At 68.1% G+C, this 22,739-nt stretch carries 21 protein-coding genes and 1 pseudogene; 11 read left to right on the top strand and 11 right to left on the bottom strand.

Features of this window, described 5'->3' with window-relative positions:
- Positions 1-5: 5 nt before the first annotated feature.
- Both GSQ87_RS19545 and GSQ87_RS19540 read right to left on the bottom strand, forming a co-directional pair.
- Positions 6-1,301: an acetyl-CoA C-acetyltransferase gene (locus GSQ87_RS19545; protein ID WP_158917350.1), complete on the bottom strand. Its 1,296-nt coding sequence runs from the start codon at positions 1,299-1,301 to the stop codon at positions 6-8.
- Positions 1,298-3,586, bottom strand: a complete 2,289-nt coding sequence (locus tag GSQ87_RS19540; RefSeq protein WP_158917348.1) for an acyl-CoA dehydrogenase — start codon at positions 3,584-3,586, stop codon at positions 1,298-1,300. Before GSQ87_RS19540 ends, GSQ87_RS19545 begins: the two co-directional genes overlap by 4 nt.
- Before the next feature lie 122 nt (positions 3,587-3,708).
- Here GSQ87_RS19540 and GSQ87_RS19535 point away from each other — a divergent pair, with 122 nt between their 5' ends.
- From GSQ87_RS19535 to GSQ87_RS19515, 5 genes are all read left to right on the top strand, one after another.
- Positions 3,709-4,353 carry a d(CMP) kinase gene (locus tag GSQ87_RS19535; protein WP_158917346.1) on the top strand — a complete coding sequence of 215 codons (645 nt, stop codon included), beginning with the start codon at positions 3,709-3,711 and terminating at the stop codon, positions 4,351-4,353.
- A gap of 155 nt (positions 4,354-4,508) precedes the next feature.
- Positions 4,509-6,215 (top strand): 30S ribosomal protein S1, encoded by a 1,707-nt coding sequence (rpsA, locus tag GSQ87_RS19530; RefSeq protein ID WP_158917344.1) that lies wholly within the window; start codon positions 4,509-4,511, stop codon positions 6,213-6,215.
- 140 nt (positions 6,216-6,355) lie between these two features.
- Positions 6,356-6,646, top strand: a complete 291-nt coding sequence (locus GSQ87_RS19525) for an integration host factor subunit beta (RefSeq protein WP_158917342.1) — start codon at positions 6,356-6,358, stop codon at positions 6,644-6,646.
- 89 nt (positions 6,647-6,735) lie between these two features.
- Positions 6,736-7,908 carry a divergent polysaccharide deacetylase family protein gene (locus GSQ87_RS19520; RefSeq protein WP_158917340.1) on the top strand — a complete coding sequence of 391 codons (1,173 nt, stop codon included), beginning with the start codon at positions 6,736-6,738 and terminating at the stop codon, positions 7,906-7,908.
- Positions 7,905-8,390, top strand: coding sequence for an RNA pyrophosphohydrolase (locus GSQ87_RS19515; protein ID WP_158917338.1), 486 nt, complete (start codon positions 7,905-7,907; stop codon positions 8,388-8,390). Before GSQ87_RS19520 ends, GSQ87_RS19515 begins: the two co-directional genes overlap by 4 nt.
- Positions 8,391-8,399: 9 nt before the next feature.
- Here the strand turns inward: GSQ87_RS19515 and GSQ87_RS19510 are convergent, their stop codons facing one another.
- From GSQ87_RS19510 to GSQ87_RS19480, 7 genes and pseudogenes are all read right to left on the bottom strand, one after another.
- Positions 8,400-8,669, bottom strand: a complete 270-nt coding sequence (locus GSQ87_RS19510; protein WP_158917336.1) for an ATP synthase F1 subunit epsilon — start codon at positions 8,667-8,669, stop codon at positions 8,400-8,402.
- Positions 8,645-9,220 (bottom strand): hypothetical protein, encoded by a 576-nt coding sequence (locus tag GSQ87_RS19505; protein WP_158917334.1) that lies wholly within the window; start codon positions 9,218-9,220, stop codon positions 8,645-8,647. The genes GSQ87_RS19510 and GSQ87_RS19505 overlap by 25 nt, the downstream gene beginning before the upstream one ends.
- Positions 9,220-10,650, bottom strand: a pseudogene (gene atpD / locus GSQ87_RS19500) (F0F1 ATP synthase subunit beta); the annotation flags it as partial. The gene GSQ87_RS19505 and the pseudogene atpD, both read right to left, overlap by 1 nt.
- Before the next feature lie 163 nt (positions 10,651-10,813).
- Positions 10,814-11,698, bottom strand: a complete 885-nt coding sequence (locus GSQ87_RS19495) for a F0F1 ATP synthase subunit gamma (RefSeq protein ID WP_158917330.1) — start codon at positions 11,696-11,698, stop codon at positions 10,814-10,816.
- Between the two features lie 100 nt (positions 11,699-11,798).
- Positions 11,799-13,334 (bottom strand): F0F1 ATP synthase subunit alpha, encoded by a 1,536-nt coding sequence (atpA, locus tag GSQ87_RS19490; RefSeq protein ID WP_158917328.1) that lies wholly within the window; start codon positions 13,332-13,334, stop codon positions 11,799-11,801.
- A gap of 58 nt (positions 13,335-13,392) precedes the next feature.
- Positions 13,393-13,947 carry a F0F1 ATP synthase subunit delta gene (locus tag GSQ87_RS19485; protein ID WP_158917326.1) on the bottom strand — a complete coding sequence of 185 codons (555 nt, stop codon included), beginning with the start codon at positions 13,945-13,947 and terminating at the stop codon, positions 13,393-13,395.
- Positions 13,948-14,151: 204 nt separating this feature from the next.
- On the bottom strand, positions 14,152-14,883 hold the full coding sequence (locus GSQ87_RS19480) for a TerC family protein (protein WP_158917324.1): 732 nt from the start codon (positions 14,881-14,883) through the stop codon (positions 14,152-14,154).
- A gap of 136 nt (positions 14,884-15,019) precedes the next feature.
- Between GSQ87_RS19480 and GSQ87_RS19475 the strand changes: the two genes are divergently transcribed.
- The 3 genes from GSQ87_RS19475 to GSQ87_RS19465 all read left to right on the top strand — a co-directional run bounded on the left by GSQ87_RS19475 (position 15,020) and on the right by GSQ87_RS19465 (position 17,925).
- On the top strand, positions 15,020-15,607 hold the full coding sequence (locus tag GSQ87_RS19475) for a malonic semialdehyde reductase (protein ID WP_158917322.1): 588 nt from the start codon (positions 15,020-15,022) through the stop codon (positions 15,605-15,607).
- Positions 15,608-15,679: 72 nt separating this feature from the next.
- Positions 15,680-17,362, top strand: coding sequence for an MDR family MFS transporter (locus GSQ87_RS19470; RefSeq protein WP_158917320.1), 1,683 nt, complete (start codon positions 15,680-15,682; stop codon positions 17,360-17,362).
- 38 nt (positions 17,363-17,400) lie between these two features.
- Positions 17,401-17,925 (top strand): peptide deformylase, encoded by a 525-nt coding sequence (locus GSQ87_RS19465; protein WP_158917318.1) that lies wholly within the window; start codon positions 17,401-17,403, stop codon positions 17,923-17,925.
- 13 nt (positions 17,926-17,938) lie between these two features.
- Here the strand turns inward: GSQ87_RS19465 and GSQ87_RS19460 are convergent, their stop codons facing one another.
- Complete coding sequence (locus GSQ87_RS19460; protein WP_254063101.1) at positions 17,939-19,375, bottom strand: HAMP domain-containing sensor histidine kinase; 1,437 nt, start codon at positions 19,373-19,375, stop codon at positions 17,939-17,941.
- A 92-nt stretch (positions 19,376-19,467) separates the two neighbouring features.
- A complete protein-coding gene (locus tag GSQ87_RS19455) occupies positions 19,468-19,824 on the bottom strand; it encodes a hypothetical protein (protein ID WP_158917316.1) in 357 nt (118 codons plus the stop codon).
- Between the two features lie 401 nt (positions 19,825-20,225).
- On the opposite strand from GSQ87_RS19455, the gene rpmH reads away from it, so the two are divergent.
- The 3 genes from rpmH to yidC all read left to right on the top strand — a co-directional run bounded on the left by rpmH (position 20,226) and on the right by yidC (position 22,715).
- Positions 20,226-20,360, top strand: a complete 135-nt coding sequence (gene rpmH, locus GSQ87_RS19450; protein ID WP_158917314.1) for a 50S ribosomal protein L34 — start codon at positions 20,226-20,228, stop codon at positions 20,358-20,360.
- A 71-nt stretch (positions 20,361-20,431) separates the two neighbouring features.
- The gene (gene rnpA / locus GSQ87_RS19445; protein ID WP_158917312.1) at positions 20,432-20,944 is read left to right on the top strand and encodes a ribonuclease P protein component; all 513 of its coding nucleotides are present in this window, start codon (positions 20,432-20,434) and stop codon (positions 20,942-20,944) included.
- On the top strand, positions 20,937-22,715 hold the full coding sequence (gene yidC, locus GSQ87_RS19440) for a membrane protein insertase YidC (RefSeq protein WP_158917310.1): 1,779 nt from the start codon (positions 20,937-20,939) through the stop codon (positions 22,713-22,715). Before rnpA ends, yidC begins: the two co-directional genes overlap by 8 nt.
- Positions 22,716-22,739: the final 24 nt, after the last annotated feature.

Below are 22,739 nucleotides of genomic sequence, written 5' to 3'. Positions count from 1 at the left end.
GCTCCTCAGACCATTTCCAGCAGCATGGCGCCGCCCTGGCCGCCGCCGATGCACTCGGTGGCGATCCCCGTCTTCAATTTCAGCCGCTTCATCGCGTTGATCGCGTGCAGCACGATGCGGTTGCCGCTCGCCCCCACCGGGTGGCCCAGGCTGATCGCGCCGCCGTCCACGTTCAGCCGCTCCGGGTCGATCTCCCCGGCCGCGCCGGGCAGGCCCAGCACCCGCTTGCAGAAGTCCTCATCCTTCCAAGCCGCCAGGCACGACAGCACCTGATGGGCGAAGGCCTCGTTCAGCTCCCACAGGTCGATGTCCTGCAGTTTCAGGCTCCGGCGCTTGAGAAGCTCGGTGGCGCAGAGCGTCGGCCCCAGGCCCATGATCGACGGGTCGAGCGCCGACCACTGGCTGTCCACCAGCCGAGCCAGCGGCGCCAGGCCATGGCGCTTGACCGCCTCCTCGCTGGCCAGGATCACCCAGCTGGCCCCGTCGGTGATCTGGCTGGAATTACCGGCGGTGACCTTGCCGTAGGGCGGCTCGAACACCGGCCGCAGCTTGGCCAGCCTCTCAAGCGAACTGTCGGGCCGCACCCCGTCGTCGTGGTCGTAGACCTGGCCGTCCTTGGCGAAGGCCGGCTCGACCTCGCCCTTCAGCCAGCCCTCGGCCTGGGCGCGGGCCAGCCGCTTGTGGCTCTCCACCGCATAGGCGTCGCCGTCCTCGCGGGAGAGATCGAACAGGTGGGCGACGACCTCGGCGGTCTGGCCCATGTTCAGCGCGACGATGGGGTCGGTCAGGCCCTTCTCCAGGCCAATGATCGGCTTGAGGAAGTCCGGCCGGAAAGTGGAGGCGACCTTGGCGCGATCCACCAGCCCCTTGGCCCCGCTCAACGCGCCCAGCCACTTCACCATGTCCTGGCTGAACACCAACGGCGCATGACTGAGGCTTTCCGCCCCGCCGGCCAGGATCAGGTCTGACTGGCCGAGCTTGATGTAGTTGTAGGCGGTGTCGATCGACTGCATGCCCGAGCCGCAATTGATGGCCACGGTGAAGGCGACCATCTGCGGCCCACAGCCGAGCCTGAGCGCCGCCACCCGGCCGGGGTTCTGCTCCTCGGCGATGGCGTTGACGCAGCCCAGGATCACCTGGTCGAACGCGTCGGGTTCGAACGGCTGGCGCAGCAGCAGCGGACGGCCGCACTGCACCGCCAGATCGACCGGAGTGAACGGACCCGGCGCGTTGCGGGCCTTGATGAAGGGCGTGCGCGCCCCGTCGACGATGTAGACGGCCCGGCCTGGCGCCTCGCTCATTCGGCGGCCTCCGGATGTTGAGCGGGCGCCGGCTTGGCTTTCGCCGCCTTGGCGCGGGCGGGGGCGTTGCGGGCGGCGCGGTTGATCAGTTCCTCGGGGGCGAAGTCGTCGACCTCGATCACCTCGGCGATGGCGCGGTCGGCGATCTCCAGGCGGACGGCCTCTTCATCGTTGACTAGGCCCTGGGCGCGCCCGATCTTCCAGTCCTTGATCCTGACCTTGCGCAAACGGTCGTGGATCGGCTGGGTCTCGACGGTCAGCTTGAACGCCTCCAGCAGCTTGGCGACGGCGGTGTCCGCCCCGCCGACATAGACGCCCTCCACCAGCCGGTCGCGCGTGGCGCCCGGCTCCAGCAGGATGTCGGCGCACTTGTGCACCAGATAGTCCGATGGCCCACGCGTGTTGGACCCGAGCGGCAGGATGGCGAAGCGCAGCAGCCAGCCGGCGATCGCGCTCGGCAGGTTGGCGAACACCTCGTCGAACGTGGCCTCGATCCGCGCCGAGCCGGCCTTGACCACATAGTCGAGCAAAGGCAGGTCCTCAGCTTGACGGCCCTCGTCCTCCCAGCGCTTCAGGGCGGCGGACATGAAATACATCTCCGACAGGATGTCGCCGAGCCGGGCCGACAGCAGCTCCTTGAACTTCAGCGCGCCCCCCAGCGTCAGCAGGGCGATGTCGCTGGTCAGGGCGAAGGCGGCGGCGTAGCGGCCGAGCGCGCGGTAGTGCCGCCGCGCCGCGCCCGCGTCGGGGGTGGGGACGAACATGCCCGCCGTCCAGCTCCGCGAGGTGGCGCGCAGGATGGTGCGCAGGGTGTGGCCGACATGGGTCCAGAACACCTCGTCGAACTGGTCCAGCCCACGCGCCCGGTTGGCGTCGCCCAGCGCCAGGATCTCCTTGAGCATATAGGGGTGGGCGCGGATCGCCCCCTGGCCGAACACCATCAGCGAACGGGTCAGGATATTGGCCCCCTCCACCGTGATCCCGACCGGCACCGAGCGGTACAGGGCGCCCAGATAGTTGTTCGGCCCGTCGATGATCGCCTTGCCGCCGTGGACGTCCATGGCGTCGTTGGCCGAAACCCGCATGATCTCGGTGGCATGCAGCTTCATCAGCGAGGAGATCACCGAGGGGTGGTGGCCCTGGTCCAGCCCGGCGCAGGTCAGCCGGCGGGCGGCGTCGACCACGTAGGCGTTGGCGGCCAGCCGGGCGAGCCGCTCCTGGATGCCCTCGAACTTGCCGATGGAGACCCCGAACTGCTGGCGCACGCGGGCGTAGGCGCCGGTGGTCAGCGCGGCGAAGGCGGCCGCAGCCCCCGACTGGGCCGGCAGAGAGATGCCTCGACCGGCCGCCAGCGCCGTCATCAGCATCTTCCAGCCCTGGCCGGCGCGCTCGGGGCCGCCGATGATATTCTCCAGCGGCACGAACACGTCGCGGCCGAAGTTGGGGCCGTTCTGGAACATCTGCATGGCCGGCAGGTGCCGTCGCCCGATCTCCACCCCCGCCGTGTCGGTCGGGATCAGGGCGCAGGTGATGCCGAGGTCGGTGCGCTCGCCCAACAGGTGGTCGGGGTCGTGCAGCTTGAACGCCAGCCCCAGCACCGTGCAGACCGGCCCGAGCGTGATGTAGCGCTTATGCCAGTTGAGCTTCATGCCGAGCGTGCGCTCGCCCTTCCACTCGCCCCAGCAGACCACGCCGGTGTCGATCATGTTGGCGGCGTCGGAGCCGGCTTCCGGACTGGTCAGGCCGAACGCCGGGATCTCGCGCCCGTCGGCCAGGCGCGGCAGCCAGTAGTCGCGCTGGGCGTCGGTGCCGAACCGCATCATCAGCTCGCCCGGCCCCAGGCTGTTGGGCACCATGGCCGTCACCGCCCCCACCACCGAGCGGGTGGAGATTTTCTTCACCACCTCGGCGTGGCCGTAGTTGGTGAAGCCAAGGCCGCCGTAGGCCTTGGGGATGATCATGCCGAAGAACCTGTTCTCCTTCAGGAACGCCCACGCCTCCGGCGCCAGGTCGCCCAGCTCCCAGGTGATCTTCCAGTCGTCGAGCATGGCGCACAACTGCTCGACCGGGCCGTCGATGAAGGCCTGCTCCTCGGCCGACAGACGAGCCTGTGGGGTGTCGAGCAGCTTCTGGAAATCGGGATTGCCCGTGAACAGCTCCGCGTCCCACCAGACGTCGCCGGCCTCGATCGCCTCGCGCTCGGTGGGCGACAGGGCGGGCATCACGCCCTTGGCCCATTGATAGATGTGGCGGGTCAGGAGATCGCGCCGGAGCGTCTGGAACATGTCGCACCCGATGGGGAAAGCGTGAGGTTTGCAAAGGAACGGCTGAACCGGCTTTGGGGTCCCGTATGCGTCAACCTGTACGCCACCTTGATCCGCTGGAGCGGAGAGGTATGGGAAGCGACATGGATTTCGTCATCGCCGTCGATGGGCCCGCGGCTTCGGGCAAAGGCACCGTGGCCGGTCGGCTCGCCGAGCTGTACGCCCTGCCCTATCTGGATACGGGCCTGCTCTACCGGGCGGTGGGCGTGGCGGCCGAGCGGGCCGGGGGCGGGGAATCCGCGGCCATCGCCGCCGCGCGCGCGCTGAAGGCCGAGGCGCTCGAAGACCCCGACCTGCGCACCCGCAGCGCCGGCGAACTGGCCAGCCAGATCGCGGCGATCCCCGAGGTTCGCGCGGCCCTGTTCAGCTTCCAGCAACGCTTCGCCGCCACCGTCGGCGGCGCGGTGCTCGACGGGCGCGACATCGGCACGGTGATCGCGCCTCTGGCGCCGGCCAAGCTGTTCGTCACCGCCTCGGCCGAAATCCGCGCCGAGCGTCGATGGAAGCAGCTTTCAGGCCAGGGCGAGGCCGTCGAACTGGCCGAGGTGCTGGCCGATATCCGCCGCCGCGACGAACGCGATTCCGGCCGCGCCTCCGCCCCACTGATCCAGGCTGCGGACGCGGTCTTGCTGGATACGTCGGATTTGGGTATATCCCAGGCCGTCGATGCGGCCCGCCGTATCGTCGAGGCGGCGCGCAGCCGGTGGGAGACATCCCGCTCAGGCTAATCCCATCGGGCCCCTCTCGGAGCACACCACGTTCCATTCGGTTTCACGCGAGGCCCTGCGTCCCGCGTCACACCTCTGTTCCCATCAACCCTTGTCAGCGTCCTGGCTCGGCTGCGCGATGCGCGCCGGGACCGACGCTATCTGCCGGAGTCTTCATGGCTGACGATATGAGTATGACACCCTCGCGCGAGGACTTCTCCGCGCTGCTCGAAGAGGCCCTTGCGGGCCGCGACCTGGCCGAAGGCTCGGTCGTCCACGGCCAGGTGGTCGGAATCGAGAAGGACTTCCTGATCGTGGACGTCGGTCTGAAGACCGAAGGCCGCATCTCCGTAAAGGAGTTCCAGCAAGGCGACGGCAAGCCGGTTCCCAAGGTCGGCGACACCGTTGAAGTCTATCTGGAGCGTGTCGAGAACGCCTCCGGCGAAGCGGTGATCAGCCGCGAGAAGGCCCGTCGCGAAGAAGCCTGGACCCGCCTGGAAGGCGTCTACGCCGAAGCCCAGCCGGTCATGGGCTCCATCGTCGGCCGCGTGAAGGGCGGCTTCACCGTCGACCTCGGCGGCGCCAGCGCCTTCCTGCCGGGTTCCCAGGTCGACATCCGCCCCGTGCGCGACGTCGGCCCGCTGATGGGCAAGGAACAGCCCTTCGCCATCCTCAAGATGGACCGTCCGCGCGGCAACATCGTCGTCTCGCGTCGCGCCATCCTGGAAGAAGCCCGCGCCGAGCAGCGCACCGAACTGGTGTCGCAGTTGCACGAGGGTGAGATCCGCGAAGGCGTGGTCAAGAACATCACCGACTACGGCGCGTTCGTGGACTTGGGCGGCATCGACGGGCTGCTGCACGTCACCGACATGAGCTGGAAGCGCGTCAACCACCCGAGCCAGGTGCTGGCGGTGGGCGACACGGTGAAGGTGCAGATCGTCAAGATCAACCCGGACACCCAGCGCATCTCGCTCGGCATGAAGCAGCTCCAGGCCGACCCCTGGGACGACGTCGAGGGCAAGTATCCCGTCGGCGCCCGCTTCACCGGCCGCATCACCAACATCACCGACTACGGCGCCTTCGTGGAGCTGGAAGCGGGCGTGGAAGGTCTCGTCCACGTCTCGGAAATGTCCTGGACCAAGAAGAACGCCCACCCCGGCAAGATCGTGTCGACCTCGCAGGAAGTCGACGTGGTGGTGCTGGACGTGGACGCCTCCAAGCGTCGCATCTCGCTCGGCCTCAAGCAGGCCCAGCGCAACCCCTGGGAAGTCTTCCTCGAGTCCCATCCCGTGGGCTCGGTGGTCGAAGGCGAAGTCAAGAACACCACCGAATTCGGTCTGTTCATCGGCCTCGACAACGACATCGACGGCATGGTCCACCTCTCCGACATCGACTGGAACGTGTCGGGCGAAGAGGCCATGGCCAAGTACCACCGCGCCGAGATGGTCAAGGCGCGCGTGCTGGACGTGGACGTCGAGAAGGAGCGCATCTCGCTCGGCATCAAGCAGATGTCCGGCGACCCGATCGCCGGCGACGTGTTCCGTCGCGGCCAGGTCGTCACCTCCACCATCCTCGAGGTCACCTCGGGCGGGCTGGAAGTGAAGTTCGGCGAGGAAGACGCGCCGATGACCGCCTTCATCCGCAAGGCGGACCTGTCGCGCGATCGTCAGGACCAGAACCCCGAGCGCTTCGGCGTGGGCGACCGTCTGGACGCCATGATCACCAACATCGACAAGGCCGCGCGTCGCGTTTCCCTGTCGGTCAAGGCGATGCAGCAGGCCGAAGAGAAGGATCAGATGGAGCAGTTCGGTTCGTCCGATTCCGGGGCGTCGCTCGGCGACATCCTGGGCGCGGCTCTGCGCGAGCGGGCCGGCAAGGACTAACCGCCTGAATCTTAGTCAGCAATCAGCCCCGCGTGGTTCGCCACGCGGGGTTTTTTGTCGCGAAACGATGAGAAGGCTGACGGTCGGCTTGAGCCGGCGGAAGCTTTCCCCCATGGTCTGACGCGACGCGGGGGCGCTTAATGATCCGGTCTGAACTGATCGCCAAGCTGGCGGAAGAAAATCCGCATCTGACCAACAAGGATGTGGAGCGGGTGGTCGCCATCATCCTGGACGGCATCTGCGACACCCTGGCCGAGGGCGGACGGGTGGAATTGCGCGGCTTCGGCGCCTTCTCGGTTCGCAGTCGCGCCGGTCGCGCCGGTCGCAATCCCCGCACCGGCGAGACCGTGCAGGTGAAGGCCAAGGCGGTCCCCTTCTTCAAGAGCGGCAAGGAACTGCGCGAGCGCCTGAACGCCTCCGCCGACGCCTAGGGCCCGCCTACACCTTTTCCTTTTCTTAACCGTGTTCGTTCACCCTTTCGGCTCAGTGCAGCCGAATGGATCGCGCTCGATCACCTGACATGTTCGCACGCAAGCCCGCCACCGTTCCGTCCGCGCCCGCGCCCGCCGCCACCGGCTGGATGGCGCTGGCGGCCAATCCCTATGTCGGCGCCGGTGCGGCCGCCCTGCTGCTGTTGCTGGCCGCCGGCGCGCTGATCGCGATCGCCGGCGATCCCCATGCCGGCGCGCCGTCGGTGCGCGTGGCCCTGGCCCCGCCCAGCAAGACCGATCTCAACGCGCTGCATCAGAACGCGGCTCTGTCGCTGGACAACCTGAAGAACGGGCAGGAGATCCCGGCGCCCGACGCATCGGCCGACCAGGCCCTGATCACACTGCCGCAAGGCGCCACCGTCAGCGGCGGATCGAGCACGCTCGAACCCGCGCCCGACACCACCGCCGGGCCGCCCAAGCCGCAGAGTCCGCCCTTGCCCGTCGCGCCGCTGGCAGGCCTCAGCGCCCAGGGACCCGGCGGCCTGTTGCCCGTCATCGGCAAGGACGGACGCACCCCCGCCCAGGCCTACGCCCGTCCCTTCCACGACAACGGCAAACCCAAGATCGCCCTGGTGGTCGGCGGCCTCGGTCTCAACGCCGCCGCCACCAAGTCGGCCATCGAACGGTTGCCGCCCGACGTGACCCTGTCGTTCGTCCCCTATTCCGATAATCTCCAGGGCTGGATCGACCTGGCGCGGGCCAACGGCCACGAAGTGCTGTTGGAAATCCCGATGGAGCCGATCGACTATCCCACCAACGATCCGGGCCCCTACACCCTGATGGCCTCAGCCTCGCCCCCCGACACGATCAAGCGGTTGGACTGGCTGTTGTCGCGCGCCAGCGGCTACTTCGGCGTGGCCAACTATCTGGGCGGCCGGTTCCTGGCGTCCGACAGCGCCATGGTCCCGTTCACCAACGCCCTGAAGGGGCGCGGCCTGGCCTTCGTCGACGACGGCTCGGCCGGCCATCGCGGCGGCGGCCCACCTCGCGCCTCGGCCGATGCGGTGGTGGACCAGCAGCTTTCGGCCGACGCCATCAGCCAATCCCTATTGGGACTAGAGGCCAAGGCCCTGCAGCACGGCTCGGCGCTCGGCTCCGGTTTCGCCTATCCGGTGACGGTGGAGCAGGTGATCCATTGGGCCGGCGGTCTGCCCGGTCGCGGCTATCAACTCGCGCCGGCCTCCGCTATCACGCGGCGGTGAGCTTCCCCGAACCCGATCCCCGCTATCGCCGCAACGTCGGCATCGTCGTGTTCAATCGGCAGGGCCTGGTCTGGGTCGGCCGCCGCCATAACGTGGCCGGCCCGCACAACTGGCAGTTCCCCCAGGGCGGCGTGGACAAGGGTGAAGAACTGCTGACCGCCGCGCGGCGGGAGCTGCAGGAGGAGACCGGCATCGTCTCGGCCAGCTTCCTCGCCGAAGCGCCGGGTTGGATCACCTACGACTTTCCCGCCAACCTGATCGATGTCCACAAGCGCGGCTACGCTGGCCAGGCGCAACGCTGGTTCGCCTTCCGCTTCGAGGGGGAGGATAGCGAGATCGACCTGGAGGCGGATGTCCACCCCGAATTCGACGCCTGGCGCTGGGTGCGGCTGCACGAGGCGCTGGAGACCGTCGTCCCGTTCAAGCGCGCGGTCTACACCCAGGTGCTGGAGGCGTTCCGGGGCCTTAAGGTCGAGGGCTGAACCCGAGCCTCAGTTCGCCGCGGTGATCTCGACGGCGTGCTCGGCCAGCAGAGTGAAGCTCTCGGGCGTGATGTCGGCGAAACCGCCCTGGATGGTGAAGATGCGGTTGGCGGCGCCATCGCGCACGATCACCTCGCCCGGCCGCAGCGTGGTCATGAACGGGGCATGGCCGTACAGCACGCCGAAGTCGCCCTCGGTCCCAGGCGCGTCCACCTGATCGACGTCGCCCGCGAACAGCTCGCGCTCGGGCGCGACTAGCGAGAAATGGATTTTAGCCATGAATAATCCACGCGAAAGGCGATGATGGAAAGGGTCGGGTGAACCGACGAAGGCGTGACCGGCCGCACCACCATGACGTTGCGGCTGAGATAACCACGCTGCCCGGTGTAATGGGCGACGCGGTATTGGGACGTGGAGAAACTCTGCTGCGGATCGAGCTCGAACTGGAGGTCTGGCGCCGTGACCCGCTTGGCGATCGCCTCCTCCAGGCCGATCACCGGATCGCCGTACACCGCCACCATGCAGGCCGAGGCCTGGGCCGGCTCGGGGATGGCGCCCGACACCAGATGGACCTCTCCCGCGCTGGACGGGACGCGCCAGCTCTGGGCGTCCTTGCGCACGATGGGAAGACCCGGCGGGAGAGCGGATTCCTTGGCGTAGCCGGCCTTCTCGGCCACGATGGCCAGGGGAATCTGGCGCTCGGCCGCTGGCTTGCAGACCGTCAGCAAGGCGCTCATCGCGGCGTCCTGCGCGGTCTGGGCGACAGCAGCCTGCGACGCGCCGAGAAGGACGGCGAGCGTCAGTCCGAAGCTCGCCGCCCGGCTATGCATCAGACCCCCGCGGCCAGCTTCTCGGCCTTGGCGACCGCTTCTTCGATGGCGCCCACCATGTAGAAGGCGGCTTCGGGCAGGTGGTCGTACTGGCCTTCGCAGATGGCCTTGAACGAGCGGATGGTGTCGGCCAGCTCGACGAACTTGCCGGGCTGGTTGGTGAACTGCTCGGCCACGAAGAAGGGCTGGGACAGGAAGCGCTGGATCTTGCGGGCGCGCGAGACGGTCAGCTTGTCTTCTTCCGACAGCTCGTCCATGCCCAGGATGGCGATGATGTCCTTCAGCGCCTTGTACTGCTGCAGGATCTCCTGGACCCGGCGGGCCACGGCGTAGTGCTCCTCGCCGATGATCTGGGGATCGAGGATGCGCGAGGTGGAGTCCAGCGGGTCCACGGCCGGGAAGATCGCCTGGGCGGCGATGTCGCGCGACAACACGGTGGTCGCGTCCAGGTGGGCGAAGGAGGTGGCCGGCGCCGGGTCGGTCAGGTCGTCGGCGGGCACGTAGATGGCCTGGACCGAGGTGATCGAACCCTTGTTGGTCGAAGTGATGCGCTCCTGCAGATTGCCCATCTCGGTGGCCAGGGTGGGCTGATAGCCCACGGCCGAGGGGATGCGGCCCAGCAGGGCGGACACTTCGGAACCCGCCTGGGTGAAGCGGAAGATGTTGTCGATGAAGAGCAGCACGTCCTTGCCCTCTTCGTCGCGGAAGTACTCGGCGATCGACAGGCCGGTCAGGGCGACGCGGGCGCGGGCGCCCGGGGGCTCGTTCATCTGGCCGTAGACCAGGGCGCAGCGCGATCCCTCGCCGCCGCCGGCCTTGTTCACGCCCGATTCGATCATCTCGTGATAGAGGTCGTTGCCTTCGCGGGTGCGCTCGCCGACGCCGGCCAGCACCGAATAGCCGCCGTAGGCCTTGGCGATGTTGTTGATCAGCTCCTGCATGGTCACGGTCTTGCCGACGCCCGCGCCGCCGAACAGGCCGACCTTACCGCCCTTGGTGTAGGGGCAGAGCAGGTCGAGCACCTTGATGCCGGTGACCAGGATCTCGGTGGAGTTGGCTTGATCGGCGAAGGACGGCGCTTCTTGGTGGATGCCGCGACGCAGGGTGGTCTCGATCGGGCCGCCTTCGTCGATCGGCTCGCCGATGACGTTCAGGATGCGGCCGAGGGTGGCGGGACCGACCGGAACGGTGATCGGGGCGCCGGTGTCGGTCACGGCCTGGCCGCGGACCAGGCCCTCGGTGGTGTCCATGGCGATGGCGCGCACGGTGTTCTCGCCCAGGTGCTGGGCCACTTCGAACACCAGGCGGAAGGGCTGGCCGGTGCGCTGGTCGACGTTGGTGGTCTCGAGCGCATTCAGGATCGCGGGCAGGTGGCCTTCGAACTCGACGTCGACCACGGCGCCGATGACCTGGGCGATGCGGCCTTTGGCGTTGGCGGCGGAGATGGGCTGCTGGATGGTCATGTCGGTCTCGGGCTCGTATTCGGGTCTGGGGCCGGTCTTGGTCGGTTCCGATCCCGTCCCCGGCGGCGCAGCGGCCTGCGCAGGGACGAGCGGAATAGAAAGTCCGGCGGGGTTTAGCACATATCGAGGATCAAAGCGCCTCGGCGCCGGAGATGATCTCGATCAGCTCCTTGGTGATCTGGGCCTGGCGGGAACGGTTGTACTGCAGGGTCAGACTGGCGATCATGTCGCCGGCGTTGCGGGTGGCGTTGTCCATCGCGCTCATCTGAGAAGCGAAGAAGCCAGCCTGGTTTTCCAGCAGGGCGCCGAGGAGTTGGACCGCGATGTTGCGCGGTAGCAGCGCCTCCAGGATCGATTCCTCGTCCGGCTCGTAGGTGTAGACGCCGCCCTTCAGGTCGGGCTGCGCGCCGGCTGAGGCCTGGTGCACCTCGGCGGGGATCAGCTTGCGCGCGGTCGGGACCTGACTGATCACCGACTTGAAGCGCGAGTAGAACAGCGTGACGACGTCCGCCTCACCGGCCTCGAACAGCTCCAGCACCTGGGTCGCGACCGGCTGCACCAGATCGAGCGTCAGGGTCTTGGCGCTGGCGATCTCGTAGGTGTGCAGGATGCGCTCGCCGAAATAGCGGCGGAGCTGGTCGCGGCCCTTGCGGCCGATGCAGATGATCTGGACATCCTTGCCGTCGCGGATCAGCCGGCCAATGTACTCGCGCGCGGCGCGGGCGATGCTGGAATTGAAGCCGCCGGCGAGGCCCCGGTCGGCGGTGGCGACCACCACCAGGTGCTTCTGCTCGCGTCCTGTGCCCTTGAGCAGCAGGGGCGCGCCGTCGCCGCTCACGCCCTGCGCCAGGTTGGCGATGACGCTGGCCATACGGGTGGCGTAGGGGCGCGCGCTCTCGGCGGCGTCCTGGGCGCGGCGGAGCTTGGCCGCCGCCACCATCTGCATCGCCTTCGTGATCTTCTGCGTGGCCTTCACGCTTCCGATCCGATTGCGCATCTCCTTTAGGCTGGCCATGGGCCTAGAGCGTCCTTCGTCTTAGTTCCGTCTCCCCTGTCATCCCGGCCGCAGTGGAGCGGAGAGTCGGGACCCAGGAGCGGTGCGTAGTGAAAACGACTTAAGCGGCGAACGTCGGGATCTGGCTGTCCAGCGCTTCCTTGAGCTGGGCTTCCAGCTCATCGGTCAGGGCCTTCTTGGTGCGCACGCCTTCGAGGAAGCTCGGATAGCTGGACTTCAGCTTGGCGATCAGGGCGTCCTGGAAGGCGCCGATCTTGGCCACGGGGATCTTGTCCAGATAGCCGCGGGTGCCGGCGTAGATCACCGCCACCTGCTCCTCGACCGGGAAGGGCGAATACTGGGGCTGCTTCAGCAGCTCGGTCAGGCGCTCGCCGCGGGCCAGCAGGCGCTGGGTGGCGGCGTCGAGGTCGGAGCCGAACTTGGCGAACGACGCCATTTCCCGATACTGCGCCAGCTCGCCCTTGATGGCGCCGGCCACCTGCTTCATCGCCTTGATCTGGGCCGAGGAGCCCACGCGCGAGACGCTGATGCCGACGTTCACCGCCGGGCGGATGCCCTGGTAGAACAGGTCGGTCTCCAGGAAGATCTGGCCGTCGGTGATCGAGATCACGTTGGTCGGGATATAGGCCGAGACGTCGTTGGCCTGGGTCTCGATGATCGGCAGGGCCGTCAGCGAGCCGGAGCCGTTGTCCTCGTTCAGCTTGGCCGCGCGCTCCAGCAGGCGGGAATGCAGGTAGAAGACGTCGCCCGGATAGGCTTCGCGGCCCGGCGGGCGGCGCAGCAGCAGCGACATCTGGCGGTAGGCCACGGCCTGCTTGGACAGGTCGTCATAGACGATCAAGGCGTGCATGCCGTTGTCGCGGAACCACTCGCCCATGGCGCAGCCCGCGAAGGGGGCCAGGAACTGCAGGGGCGCGGGCTCGGACGCGGTGGCGGAGACGACGATGGTGTAGTCCAGCGCGCCGTTCTCTTCGAGGGTGCGCACGATCTGGGCGACGGTGGAGCGCTTCTGGCCGATGGCCACGTAGATGCAGTAGAGCTTGACCTTCTCGTCGCCCGACGCGTTGACGCCCTTCTGGTTCAGGATGGCGTCGATGGCGACGGCGGTCTTGCCGGTCTGGCGGTCGCCGATGATCAGCTCGCGCTGGCCGCGACCGACGGGGATCAGGGTGTCGATAGCCTTGATGCCGGTCTGCATCGGCTCGTGCACGGACTTGCGCGGGATGATGCCCGGCGCCTTGACGTCGACCCGGCGGCGCTCGGTGGATTCGATCGGGCCCTTGCCGTCGATCGGCTCGCCCAGCGGATTGACCACGCGGCCCAGCAGGCCCCGGCCCACCGGCACGTCGACAATCTCGCCCAGGCGGCGGACCTCGTCGCCCTCGCCGATCTGGCGGTCTTCGCCGAAGATCACCACGCCGACGTTGTCGCGTTCCAGGTTCAGGGCCATGCCCTTAACCCCGGCCTTGGGGAATTCCACCATCTCGCCGGCCTGGACCTTGTCGAGGCCGTGGATGCGGGCGATGCCGTCGCCCACCGACAGCACCTGGCCGACGTCGGACACGTCGGCTTCCTCGCCGAAGTTGGCGATCTGGGACTTCAGGATGGCCGAGATCTCGGCGGCGCGGATGTCCATGGTCGTGGCTCTTATCTTCGTTATGTCGGTCAGGCGCGGCGAAGGTCGAAAGGTCGAACTAGGCGCGCTTGAGGGCGAACTTCATGTGGTCGAGACGGGTGCGGAGCGAGGAGTCGAACAGGCGCGAGCCCACCTTCACCCTCAGACCGCCCAGGATGGCGGGATCGACGCGGGTGGTGATCTCGGGGTCCTTGCCGAGCGCCTGGCGCAGGGCGGCGGAGACGCCGGCGGCCTGGGCCTCGGTGAGCGGCACGGCGGAGACCACCTCGGCCGCCACCACGCCGCGCTTGTCGGCGGCGAGCTTGCGGAAGGCGACCGCCACCGCGATCAGGGCGGCCACGCGGTTGTTAGCCGCCAGCAGGCCCAGGAACTTGCGGGTCAGCGGATCGGCCTTGCCGGCGTCGGCGATGGCCAACAGGGCGCGGCCCTTGTCCTCATGGGAGATGGCGGGCGAGGTCAGCATCCGCGCGAAGTCGGGGCTCTCGGCGCGCATCCGCTCGAAGCCGACCAGGTCCGACTCCACGGCCGCGATCGTTCCGGCCTGATCGGCCAGTTCGAACAACGCCTGAGCGTAGCGCGCACCAATGTCCGCGTATGAGGAAGCAACCGCCAATCGAGTATCGCCCGTCTGCTGCGCCGTTTCGACGCCTGGATCGCCCCGCCCTTGTGGGCGCAGCCGCGTCGGATCATCAGCGCACGAAGATTCATCCCCATCGGGCGTCGCCCTTGGAGCTGGGCGGTCGATAGCACGCAGGTTTCAGAGCCGCAACCTGGGGCGATGTGCGACCAGAACGCCCCTGTTCGACAGGGATCGACCTTAGCGGGGTCCGCGCGCCTTCAGCGCCCGCTTGCGTCGCGATCCGTTGAGAATTTCGACGAACAGGGAAAAGGCGATGGCGAAGTAGAGATAGCCCCTGGGCACATGGAAGCCGGTGCCGTCGGCGACCAGGAAAACCCCGACCAGCAGGATGAAGGCTAGCCCCAGCATCTTGGCCGTGGGCCGCGCCTCGATGAAGTCGCCCACCGGCTTGGCGGCGAGCATCATCGCCAGGGTGGCCACCGCGACCGCCGCGATCATCACCACCAGCTGGTTGGCCATGCCTACGGCGGTGATTACGCTGTCCAGCGAGAAGACGATGTTGATCAGGCCGATCTGGATCACGGCCGAAACAAGGCCGAGCGGCGATCCGGGGGCTGCGCCGACCTCGGCCTCGCCGTCGCCGATGGAATCGTGGATTTCGGTGGCCCCCTTATAGAGCAGGAACAGGCCGCCCGCGATCAGCACTAGGTCCTTCACCGTCACCGCCTCGTTCAGGACCGTGAACAGCACCTTGTCGATGCGGGTCAGCCAGACGATTCCCGACAGCATGCCCACCCGCAGCAGCAGGGCCAGCCACAGGCCGAGCTGGCGGCCCAAGCCGCGCCGATCGGGGCGCAGGCGGGCGGCGACCACCGCCACGAACAGGATGTTGTCGACGCTGAGCACCAACTCCAGAAAGGTCAGGCTCAAAAACGAGATGAGCGCGTCCCAGGTCAGCAGTGCGGCCATTCCGTCCTCTCGGTCTTGGGCCTAGGATCGTAACCGGCTGGTCCCGGCGCGCCAGGGCGCACCGCCAGAAGCTTGCGCAAGGCCCTACGTATCGCCACGGTAGCGATTACAGTTCCCCACCCCGACAGAGAGTTCCATGTCCGCCTCCCTCGACCACGCCAGCCTGGCGCGCCTGTTCCACGACGCCCGCAGCCGCAACGGCTGGAAGGCCGAGACCCTGCCCGACAGCGTCTGGCGAGAGCTGTACGATCTGGTGAAGATGGCGCCGACCTCGATGAACACCTCGCCCGCCCGCTTCGTCTTCGTCACCACCGAAGCCGGCAAGGCGCGCCTGAAGCCGCACTTGATGGAGAGCAACCACAAGGCCTTGGCGGCGCCCTGTGTGGCGATCATCGCCCAGGACACCGCCTTCTACGACCGCCTGCCCGAACTGTTCCCCGCCCGTCCGCAGGCGCGCGACATGTTCGCCGGCAACCCCGCGCTCAGCGAAATCACCGCCTTCCGCAACTCGACCTTGCAGGGCGGCTACCTGATCCTGGCCGCCCGCGCGCTCGGGCTCGACTGCGGCCCGATGTCGGGGTTCAACAACGCCAGCCTGGACGAGGAATTCTTCGCCGGAACGACGGTGAAGTCCAACTTCGTCTGCGCGCTGGGCCACGGCGCCGACGAGTCCTTCCCCCGCCTGCCACGTCTGAGCTTCGAGACCGCCTGCAGCATCGTCTAACCGCCTGAAGGGCTGATTTCCCCTCGCTCCCCCTCGATTCTCCGGCTTAAACTGGCGGAGCAGGGGGAGCGAATGGCGGAAGACCAACAGACCACGGAATACAGGCCTCAGCTGTTCTCGGCGGCCGAGCGGCGGATCACCATGACCGCACTGATGATCGTGTTCATGCTGAGCGCGCTCGACCAGACCATCGTCTCCACCGCCATGCCCCGCATCGTCGCCCAGCTCAAGGGACTGAACCTCTACGCCTGGGTGACCACCGCCTACCTACTGTCGTCCACGGTGATGGTGCCGATCTATGGCAAGCTGTCGGACCTGTACGGCCGCAAGGCGGTGCTGGTGACCGGCGTCAGCATCTTCACCGCCGGCTCGTTCCTATGCGGCATGGCCGGGGAGTTCGGCGACCTGCCCATCCTCGGCGGCGGCATGGTGCAGCTGATCGTGTTCCGGGCGGTGCAGGGGGTCGGCGGGGGCGCCCTGTTCACCTGCGCCTTCGCCATCATCGCCGACATGTTCGAACCGCGGGAGCGCGGCAAGCTCGGCGGCATCTTCGGCTCGGTGTTCGGTCTGGCCAGCGTGCTCGGGCCGATCCTGGGCGGCTTCTTCACCGACATGGGCACGACCCATCTCGGGCCCCTGAGCATCGCGGGCTGGCGCTGGGTGTTCTATGTCAATCTGCCGCTGAGCCTGTTGGCCCTGTTCATGCTGCTGGTGAAGATGCCGGCCCTGACCCATCGTCGGCCGGGCAAGATCGATTTCCTGGGCGCTGGCCTGATCATCGTCACCTTCACCCCGCTGCTGCTGGCGCTGGGATGGGCGGGACGCGACTACGCCTGGGGCTCGCCGGTGATCCTGGGCATGTTCGCGCTCTCGGCCGTGGGCCTGGCCGCCTTCGTCCTGGTCGAGCGCGTCGCCTCCAACCCGATCCTGGACCTGCACCTGCTGGCCAACCGGGTGTTCCTCACCGCCAACTCGGCGGCCTTCGTCACCTCGATGGCCTTCATGGGCACAGTGACCTTCCTGCCGCTCTATATGCAGCTCGGCCAGGGCGTGCCCGCCACCGTCAGCGGCCTGTCGGTGCTGCCGCTGATGCTGGGCCTGATCGCATCGAGCACCATAGCCGGGATGCTGACCACCAAGTTCGGGCGCTACAAGCCCTTCCTGCTGGCGGGGACCCTGTTCATGTGCCTGGGCTCTTTCTTCCTGACCCAGATCCAGCCCACCAGCAGCACACCCGACATCCTCTGGCGGATGCTGGTGCTGGGGATCGGGCTCGGCCCGATGCAGAGCCTGTTCAGCCTGGCGGTGCAGAACGCGGTCAAGCCGCAGGAGATCGGCGTGGCCACCAGCGCCTCGCAGTTCTTCCGCCAGATCGGCTCGACCATCGGGGTGGCGGCGTTCGGCGCGGTGCTGACCCAGAACCTGGCCCTGTCCGCCGCACGCGCGCCGCACGCGCCGGGGGCGGTGGTGCACGCCTTCACCCTGTCGGACCTGGAACGGATGGCGGTGGCCAGCCAGACCGCGGGCGGCCATCACGCGGCGATCCACGCCGCCCGACCGCTGCTGGGCATGGTCGGCCGCACCATCGTCACCGATTCCATCCGGGGGGTCGTGTTCGCCTCCCTGCTGGTCTCGGCGATCGGCCTGCTCCTGACCCTGCTGGTTCCGGAACTGCCGCTTCGCTCGCGCCACCCCGCCAAGGGACGCGACAGCGAGGCGGAAAGCGAGGCCGCACTGGCGCCTGCGCATACCTGATCTTGCCGCTCGGGTATGAGGCTCCTAAATTCAGCGCCATGGCGATCCGCGAAATCCTGACCGTTCCCGACCCGCGCCTCAAGCAGGTGTCCAAGCCCGTGGAGACCGTCGACGACGCCCTGCGCGCGCTGATGGACGATATGCTGGAGACCATGTACGCCGCGCCGGGCATCGGCCTGGCCGCGATCCAGGTCGGCGAGCCCGTCCGGGTCATCGTCATGGACTTGGCGCGCGAGGACGAAGCGCCGGCGCCGCGCTACTTCGTCAATCCCGAGGTGACGTGGGCGGCGGACGAGACCCTTCCCTACGAGGAGGGCTGTCTGTCGGTGCCTGAGGTCTACGACGAGGTGGAGCGCCCGGCCCGGGTCAAGCTGCGCTATCTCGACTACCACGGCCACCAGATCGAGGAGGAGGCCGAGGGCCTGTTCGCCGTCTGCTTCCAACACGAGATGGATCACCTCGAAGGCGTGCTGTTCATCGATCACCTCTCGCGCCTCAAGCGCGACCGCGCGGTGGCCAAGGTGAAGAAGGACCGCCTCACCCGCCGCTCGAAGGCGGCGTAGGGACGCCGCCGCCTCAGTCCTGCGGCAGCTGCAGTTCGAACACCGACCCTTCCGGTCCCGTCTCCTTAAGCTCCAGATCGCCGCCGTGAGCGCGCGCCAGTTCGCGGGCGATGGCCAGGCCCAGGCCGGACCCGTCAGGCCGTCCCGAACCCGAGAACGGCTGGAACAGGCGCTCACGCATCCGTTCCGGCACGCCGGGCCCGTCGTCGACGATACGGATCAGCATCTGGTGGGCCTGCGGCTCGGCGGTCAGGCGCACGCGACCGGTTTCGCGCCCCGAGCCTTCGATCGCCTCGCGGGCGTTCTTGAACATGTTCACCAGGATACGGTCGAGCTGCTCGGGATCGGCGCGTACGTGCAGGTCGACCGACAGCGCCATCTCCAGCCGCACCCCAAGGGGATCGAGCCCCGCATCCGCCGCCGCCGCCTGCACCGCCGGGGCCAGCAATAGCTCCCGCAGGACCGGGGCCGGCTCTTCGCTGCGGCCGTATTCCAGCACGTTCTGCGACAGGCTCGCGGCCCGATCCAGCGCCCGCTCCAGGCGCGGCAGGGCCTGGGCCACGCGCGGGTCGCCGGAGCCTTGCAGCCGCTCGGCCACCATCTGGGCGCTGGTGAGCATGTTGCGCAGGTCGTGGTTGATCTTGGCCACCGCCTCGCCCAACGCCGCCAGCCGGGCGCGCGAATGGAGTGCGGTGCGCAGGTCGTCCTGCATCCGCGACAGCTCCGCCTCGGCCCGGCCGATCTCGTCGCGCCGGCCGGACAGCTTGAGCCGCGCTTCCGGGTCCTCCGGGCGGGCGCGGAACCGCTCCATCGACTGGGTGATCTTCTGCATCGGCCGCACCAGGAAGGCGTTGAGCGCCAGATAGACGATCAGTCCCGCCACCACCGACACCGCCACTGATGCGACCAGCAGGCGCTCCATATAGGCGACCATCTCGCGCCGGAGCGGGGCCGCGGGCACCACGATCTCGACGAAATCGCCGGTGCGGAACTGCGGACGCGCGACCACCCGCAGCATGGGCGGCCCGCCCGGGATCAGCACTTGGAACGGTGCGCCGATGGTGTCGAAGACATTGGTGTATCGCAGGTCGATCAGGGCGGGAAAGCGCGCCATCGCCGGAGCCTGCAGCAGCAGGCGGCGCACCCCGTCGCTCTGCACCGCCACCGAGACCACGCCGGCACCCTCCAGCAGTTCGCCGGCCATATGGTCGCTGACGCCCGCCGGCGAGGCCTCCACCGCCAGCGACGCCAGTTCGGCCGCCCGCACGCGGGTGCTGAGCCAACCCTCCTCGAACGAGGCCAGGGCCGGGATCAGGCTGAACAGCTCGGCCAGCATCACGAACAGCACGGTGAGCAGCAGCAGGCGCGCGGACAGGCCCACCGGCCAGGACAGGCGGCGGGCCCATCCCGGCGGCGTCCATCGCCCTTGTCGTCGCTCCGCCGGGTCCAAGTCCTATACCCCCAGGGGGCGTCCGCGTCGGGCCGCCGCCCGGGCCGACATTAGCGCAATATGTGGAGAGATGCGGAGGAAGGCGCGCGGATTCAACCGCCCTGCGCCGCCTGACGCACCCCCGCCTCGATCACGCCGCGGCTGCGACAGGTTTCTCGCACCAGCGAACCGGAGACCAGGTTGGTGTTCACCTCGACGAAGCTCGACTGAACGCCCACCTCCAGGCCGGCCGCACCGGGCGTCAGGCGTATGGTCAGGTTGGTGGCGGAGAAGTCAGGGCGACGCATGGCCTCCAGCGAACAGGCGGCCTCACCGACGAGCTTGCGCGGCTCGGCCATGCGGGTGGCGGTGACGATCCGGACCTCGCCCTGGTCGCTGTCCTCGGCGGAGAATCCCTGGGCTGTAAGATACGCGTTCACCCGACGCGCGGCGACGGCCGGATCGGTCATGGGTATGACCGTAGTCACGCTCGTAGCCGCCACGGCCTTACGCGCGGCCGATACGGGGGCAGGCGTGCGGGCAACCGCATCATGGTGTCGCGAAGCCCCGTCCATCGTTGCGGCTTGGCGCACGGGCGGCGGCGTAACCGCTGGCGCCGCGGGAACCTGTTCCGGGGCGACCTGGGCGGGAGCGATTTCAGCCTCCTGCCGCGGCCGACCGATGCGGAGCTCGCTGAAGCTATGGGGCGCGGCGCCGTCCGGCGACGGCGATCCGGCGCAACCGGCCAAACCGACGACCAGAACGGCGGCCCAAAAGATGGAAAGCCCTGTCGGCTTTGTTGACATGCGCCGCCGCTTCACCTATCCACGCCCGCTCATTCGACCAGCCCCTCTAGGAGCGGAGCCAACCCGTGAAGCGCACCTATCAGCCGAGCCGACTCGTGCGCAAGCGCCGTCATGGTTATCGTGCCCGTATGGCCACCAAGAATGGCCAGAAGGTCGTGGCTCGTCGCCGCGCCAAGGGCCGTAAGCGCCTGACCGCCTAGCAAACGCGCCTGGCCCCGGCCAGGCGTCTGCGTCCCTCATAGCGCCTTCGGGCCTCAGGACGACGCAAGCCGTGGATAACCCACACAGTCCACCGTCCGAACCGCGCCCCGCCCAGGGCGCGGCTTCCGGCGTTCCAGCGTCCGATCGGCCGCCCACCGTCGCGCGCCTGAAGACCCGCGCCCAGTTCCTGGCCGCCGCCAAGGGCGCGTCCCTCGCCCGAGGGGCCGTCGCGGTGCAGAGGCTTGCGCGCGAAGATGGGAGCCTCGCCATCGGCGCGGGTTTCACCGCCACCAAGAAGGTCGGCAACGCCGTGGTCCGCAATCGGGCCAAGCGGCGGCTTCGCGAGGCCGCGCGTGCGCTTCTGCCGCTTCACGGGACCCAAGGTTGCGACTATGTGTTCGTCGCCCGCGCCGGGACGGTGGACCGCGACTGGCTGCGTTTACTTGACGATATGAGAAGCGCGCTGATAGGGCTCGCCGCCGGCGGCGACGAGCCTCGCCCGGCGCGAAAACCGCGTTCCTCCTCCGGCCGGCCCGCCCCGCGCCCCCGACAGACTCCTAGGTCAGACCCCTCCAATGGATAAAGAGAACGCGCGTAACACGACCATCTTCCTCGTGTGCATGGTCGCGCTGCTGGTCTTCTACGAGATCTTCGTGATCGGCCCGCGCGAGAAGCAGCGCCAGGCGCAGCAGCACGCAGTCGCCGCCCAGCAGCAGGCCGTGGCCGCAGCCGCCCCCGGCGCCGCGACCTATGTGAACCGCGCCCAGGCCCTGGCCGGCTCGCCGCGCGTGCAGATCGACACCCCGGCGCTGCAGGGCTCGGTGGCGCTGAAGGGCGGGCGGCTCGACGACCTGTTCCTGAAGGGCTACCGCCAGGGGCTGGCCAAGGATTCCCCGCCGGTCGAGCTGTTCCGTCCCGAGGGCGCCAAGCAGGCCTATTTCGCCGAGTCCACCTGGGTCGGCCCGGCCCTGACGCCCGGTCCCCTGACGCAATGGACGCTCGCCAGCGGGACCGTGCTCTCGCCCGGCCACCCGATCGGCCTGACCTGGAGCAACGGCGCCGGTCTGGACTTCGCCCGCACCATCGCGGTCGACGACCACTACATGTTCACCGTCTCCGACCAGGTGACCAACCACGGGACCGCCCCGATCAAGCTCGCCCCCTACGCCTCGGTGCAGCGGCAGGGCGAGCCCGAGCTGTCCAAGACCAACATCATCCATGAGGGCGCGGTGGGCTCGCTCGGCGGCCAGCTCCGTCTGATCGCCTTCAAGCCCTGGAAGAAGCAGGGCGACACCACCTTCACCTCCACCGGCGGCTGGCTCGGCATCACCGACAAGTACTGGCTGGCCGCGATCGTCCCCGACCAGACCGCCCAGGTGAAGGCCCAGTTCCGCGTCGACACGGTGAACGGGGTCAACGTCTACGAAGCCGACGACGTCGGCGCGATCCGCACGCTCGCGCCCGGCGCCACCACCACCTCCAACACCCGCATCTTCGCCGGGGCCAAGAAGGTGTCGGTGCTGGCCAACTACGAGAAGACCCTGGGCGTGCCGCACTTCGACGACGCGGTGGACTGGGGCCATTTCTGGTTCCTGACCCGGCCGATCTTCTGGCTGCTGGAGACCATCCACGGCTACGTTGGCAACTTCGGCATCGCCATCCTGCTGCTGACGGTGGTGCTGCGGGGGCTGATGTTCCCGTTCGCCAACAAGTCCTACGAATCCATGTCGAAGATGAAGAAGCTCGCCCCTGAGATCGACATCATCAAGAAGCGCAACGACAAGGATCCGGCCAAGGTCCAGCAGGAGACCATGGCCCTGTACCAGCGCGAGAAGATCAACCCGCTGATGGGCTGCCTGCCGGTGCTGGTGCAGATCCCGATCTTCTTCTCGCTGTACAAGGTGCTCTACGTCTCGCTGGAAATGCGCCACGCGCCCTTCTTCGGCTGGGTGCAGGACCTGTCGGCGCGCGACCCGACCAGCTTCGTCAACCTGTTCGGCCTGCTGCCGTTCAGCCCGGCCTCGGTGCCGATGATCGGCGGCATCCTGGACGGCCCGCTGCACATCGGGGTCTATCCGATCCTGTACGCGGCGACGATGTGGCTCAGCACGGCCATGAGCAGCCAGAGCATCACCGACCCGACCCAGAAGATGGTGTCGCAGCTGATGCCGGTCATGCTGCTCTACTTCTTCGCCTCCACGCCCGCCGGCTTGGTGGTCTACTGGGTGGCCAGCAACCTGTTCACCGTCGGCCAGCAGTACATCATCATGCGCCGCTTCAAGGTGGATAACCCGATCGACAGCCTGATCGCCAAGCTGCGCGGCGCCCGCACCCCATCGGCGGCGGCGGGGTAGTGGACGATCTGTTCACCCCCGACC

Origin of the sequence: Caulobacter sp. S45 (genome assembly GCF_009765965.1) — a bacterium.
Classification (GTDB): domain Bacteria; phylum Pseudomonadota; class Alphaproteobacteria; order Caulobacterales; family Caulobacteraceae; genus CAHJWH01.
This window is presented reverse-complemented; position numbering and strand designations above follow the sequence as displayed.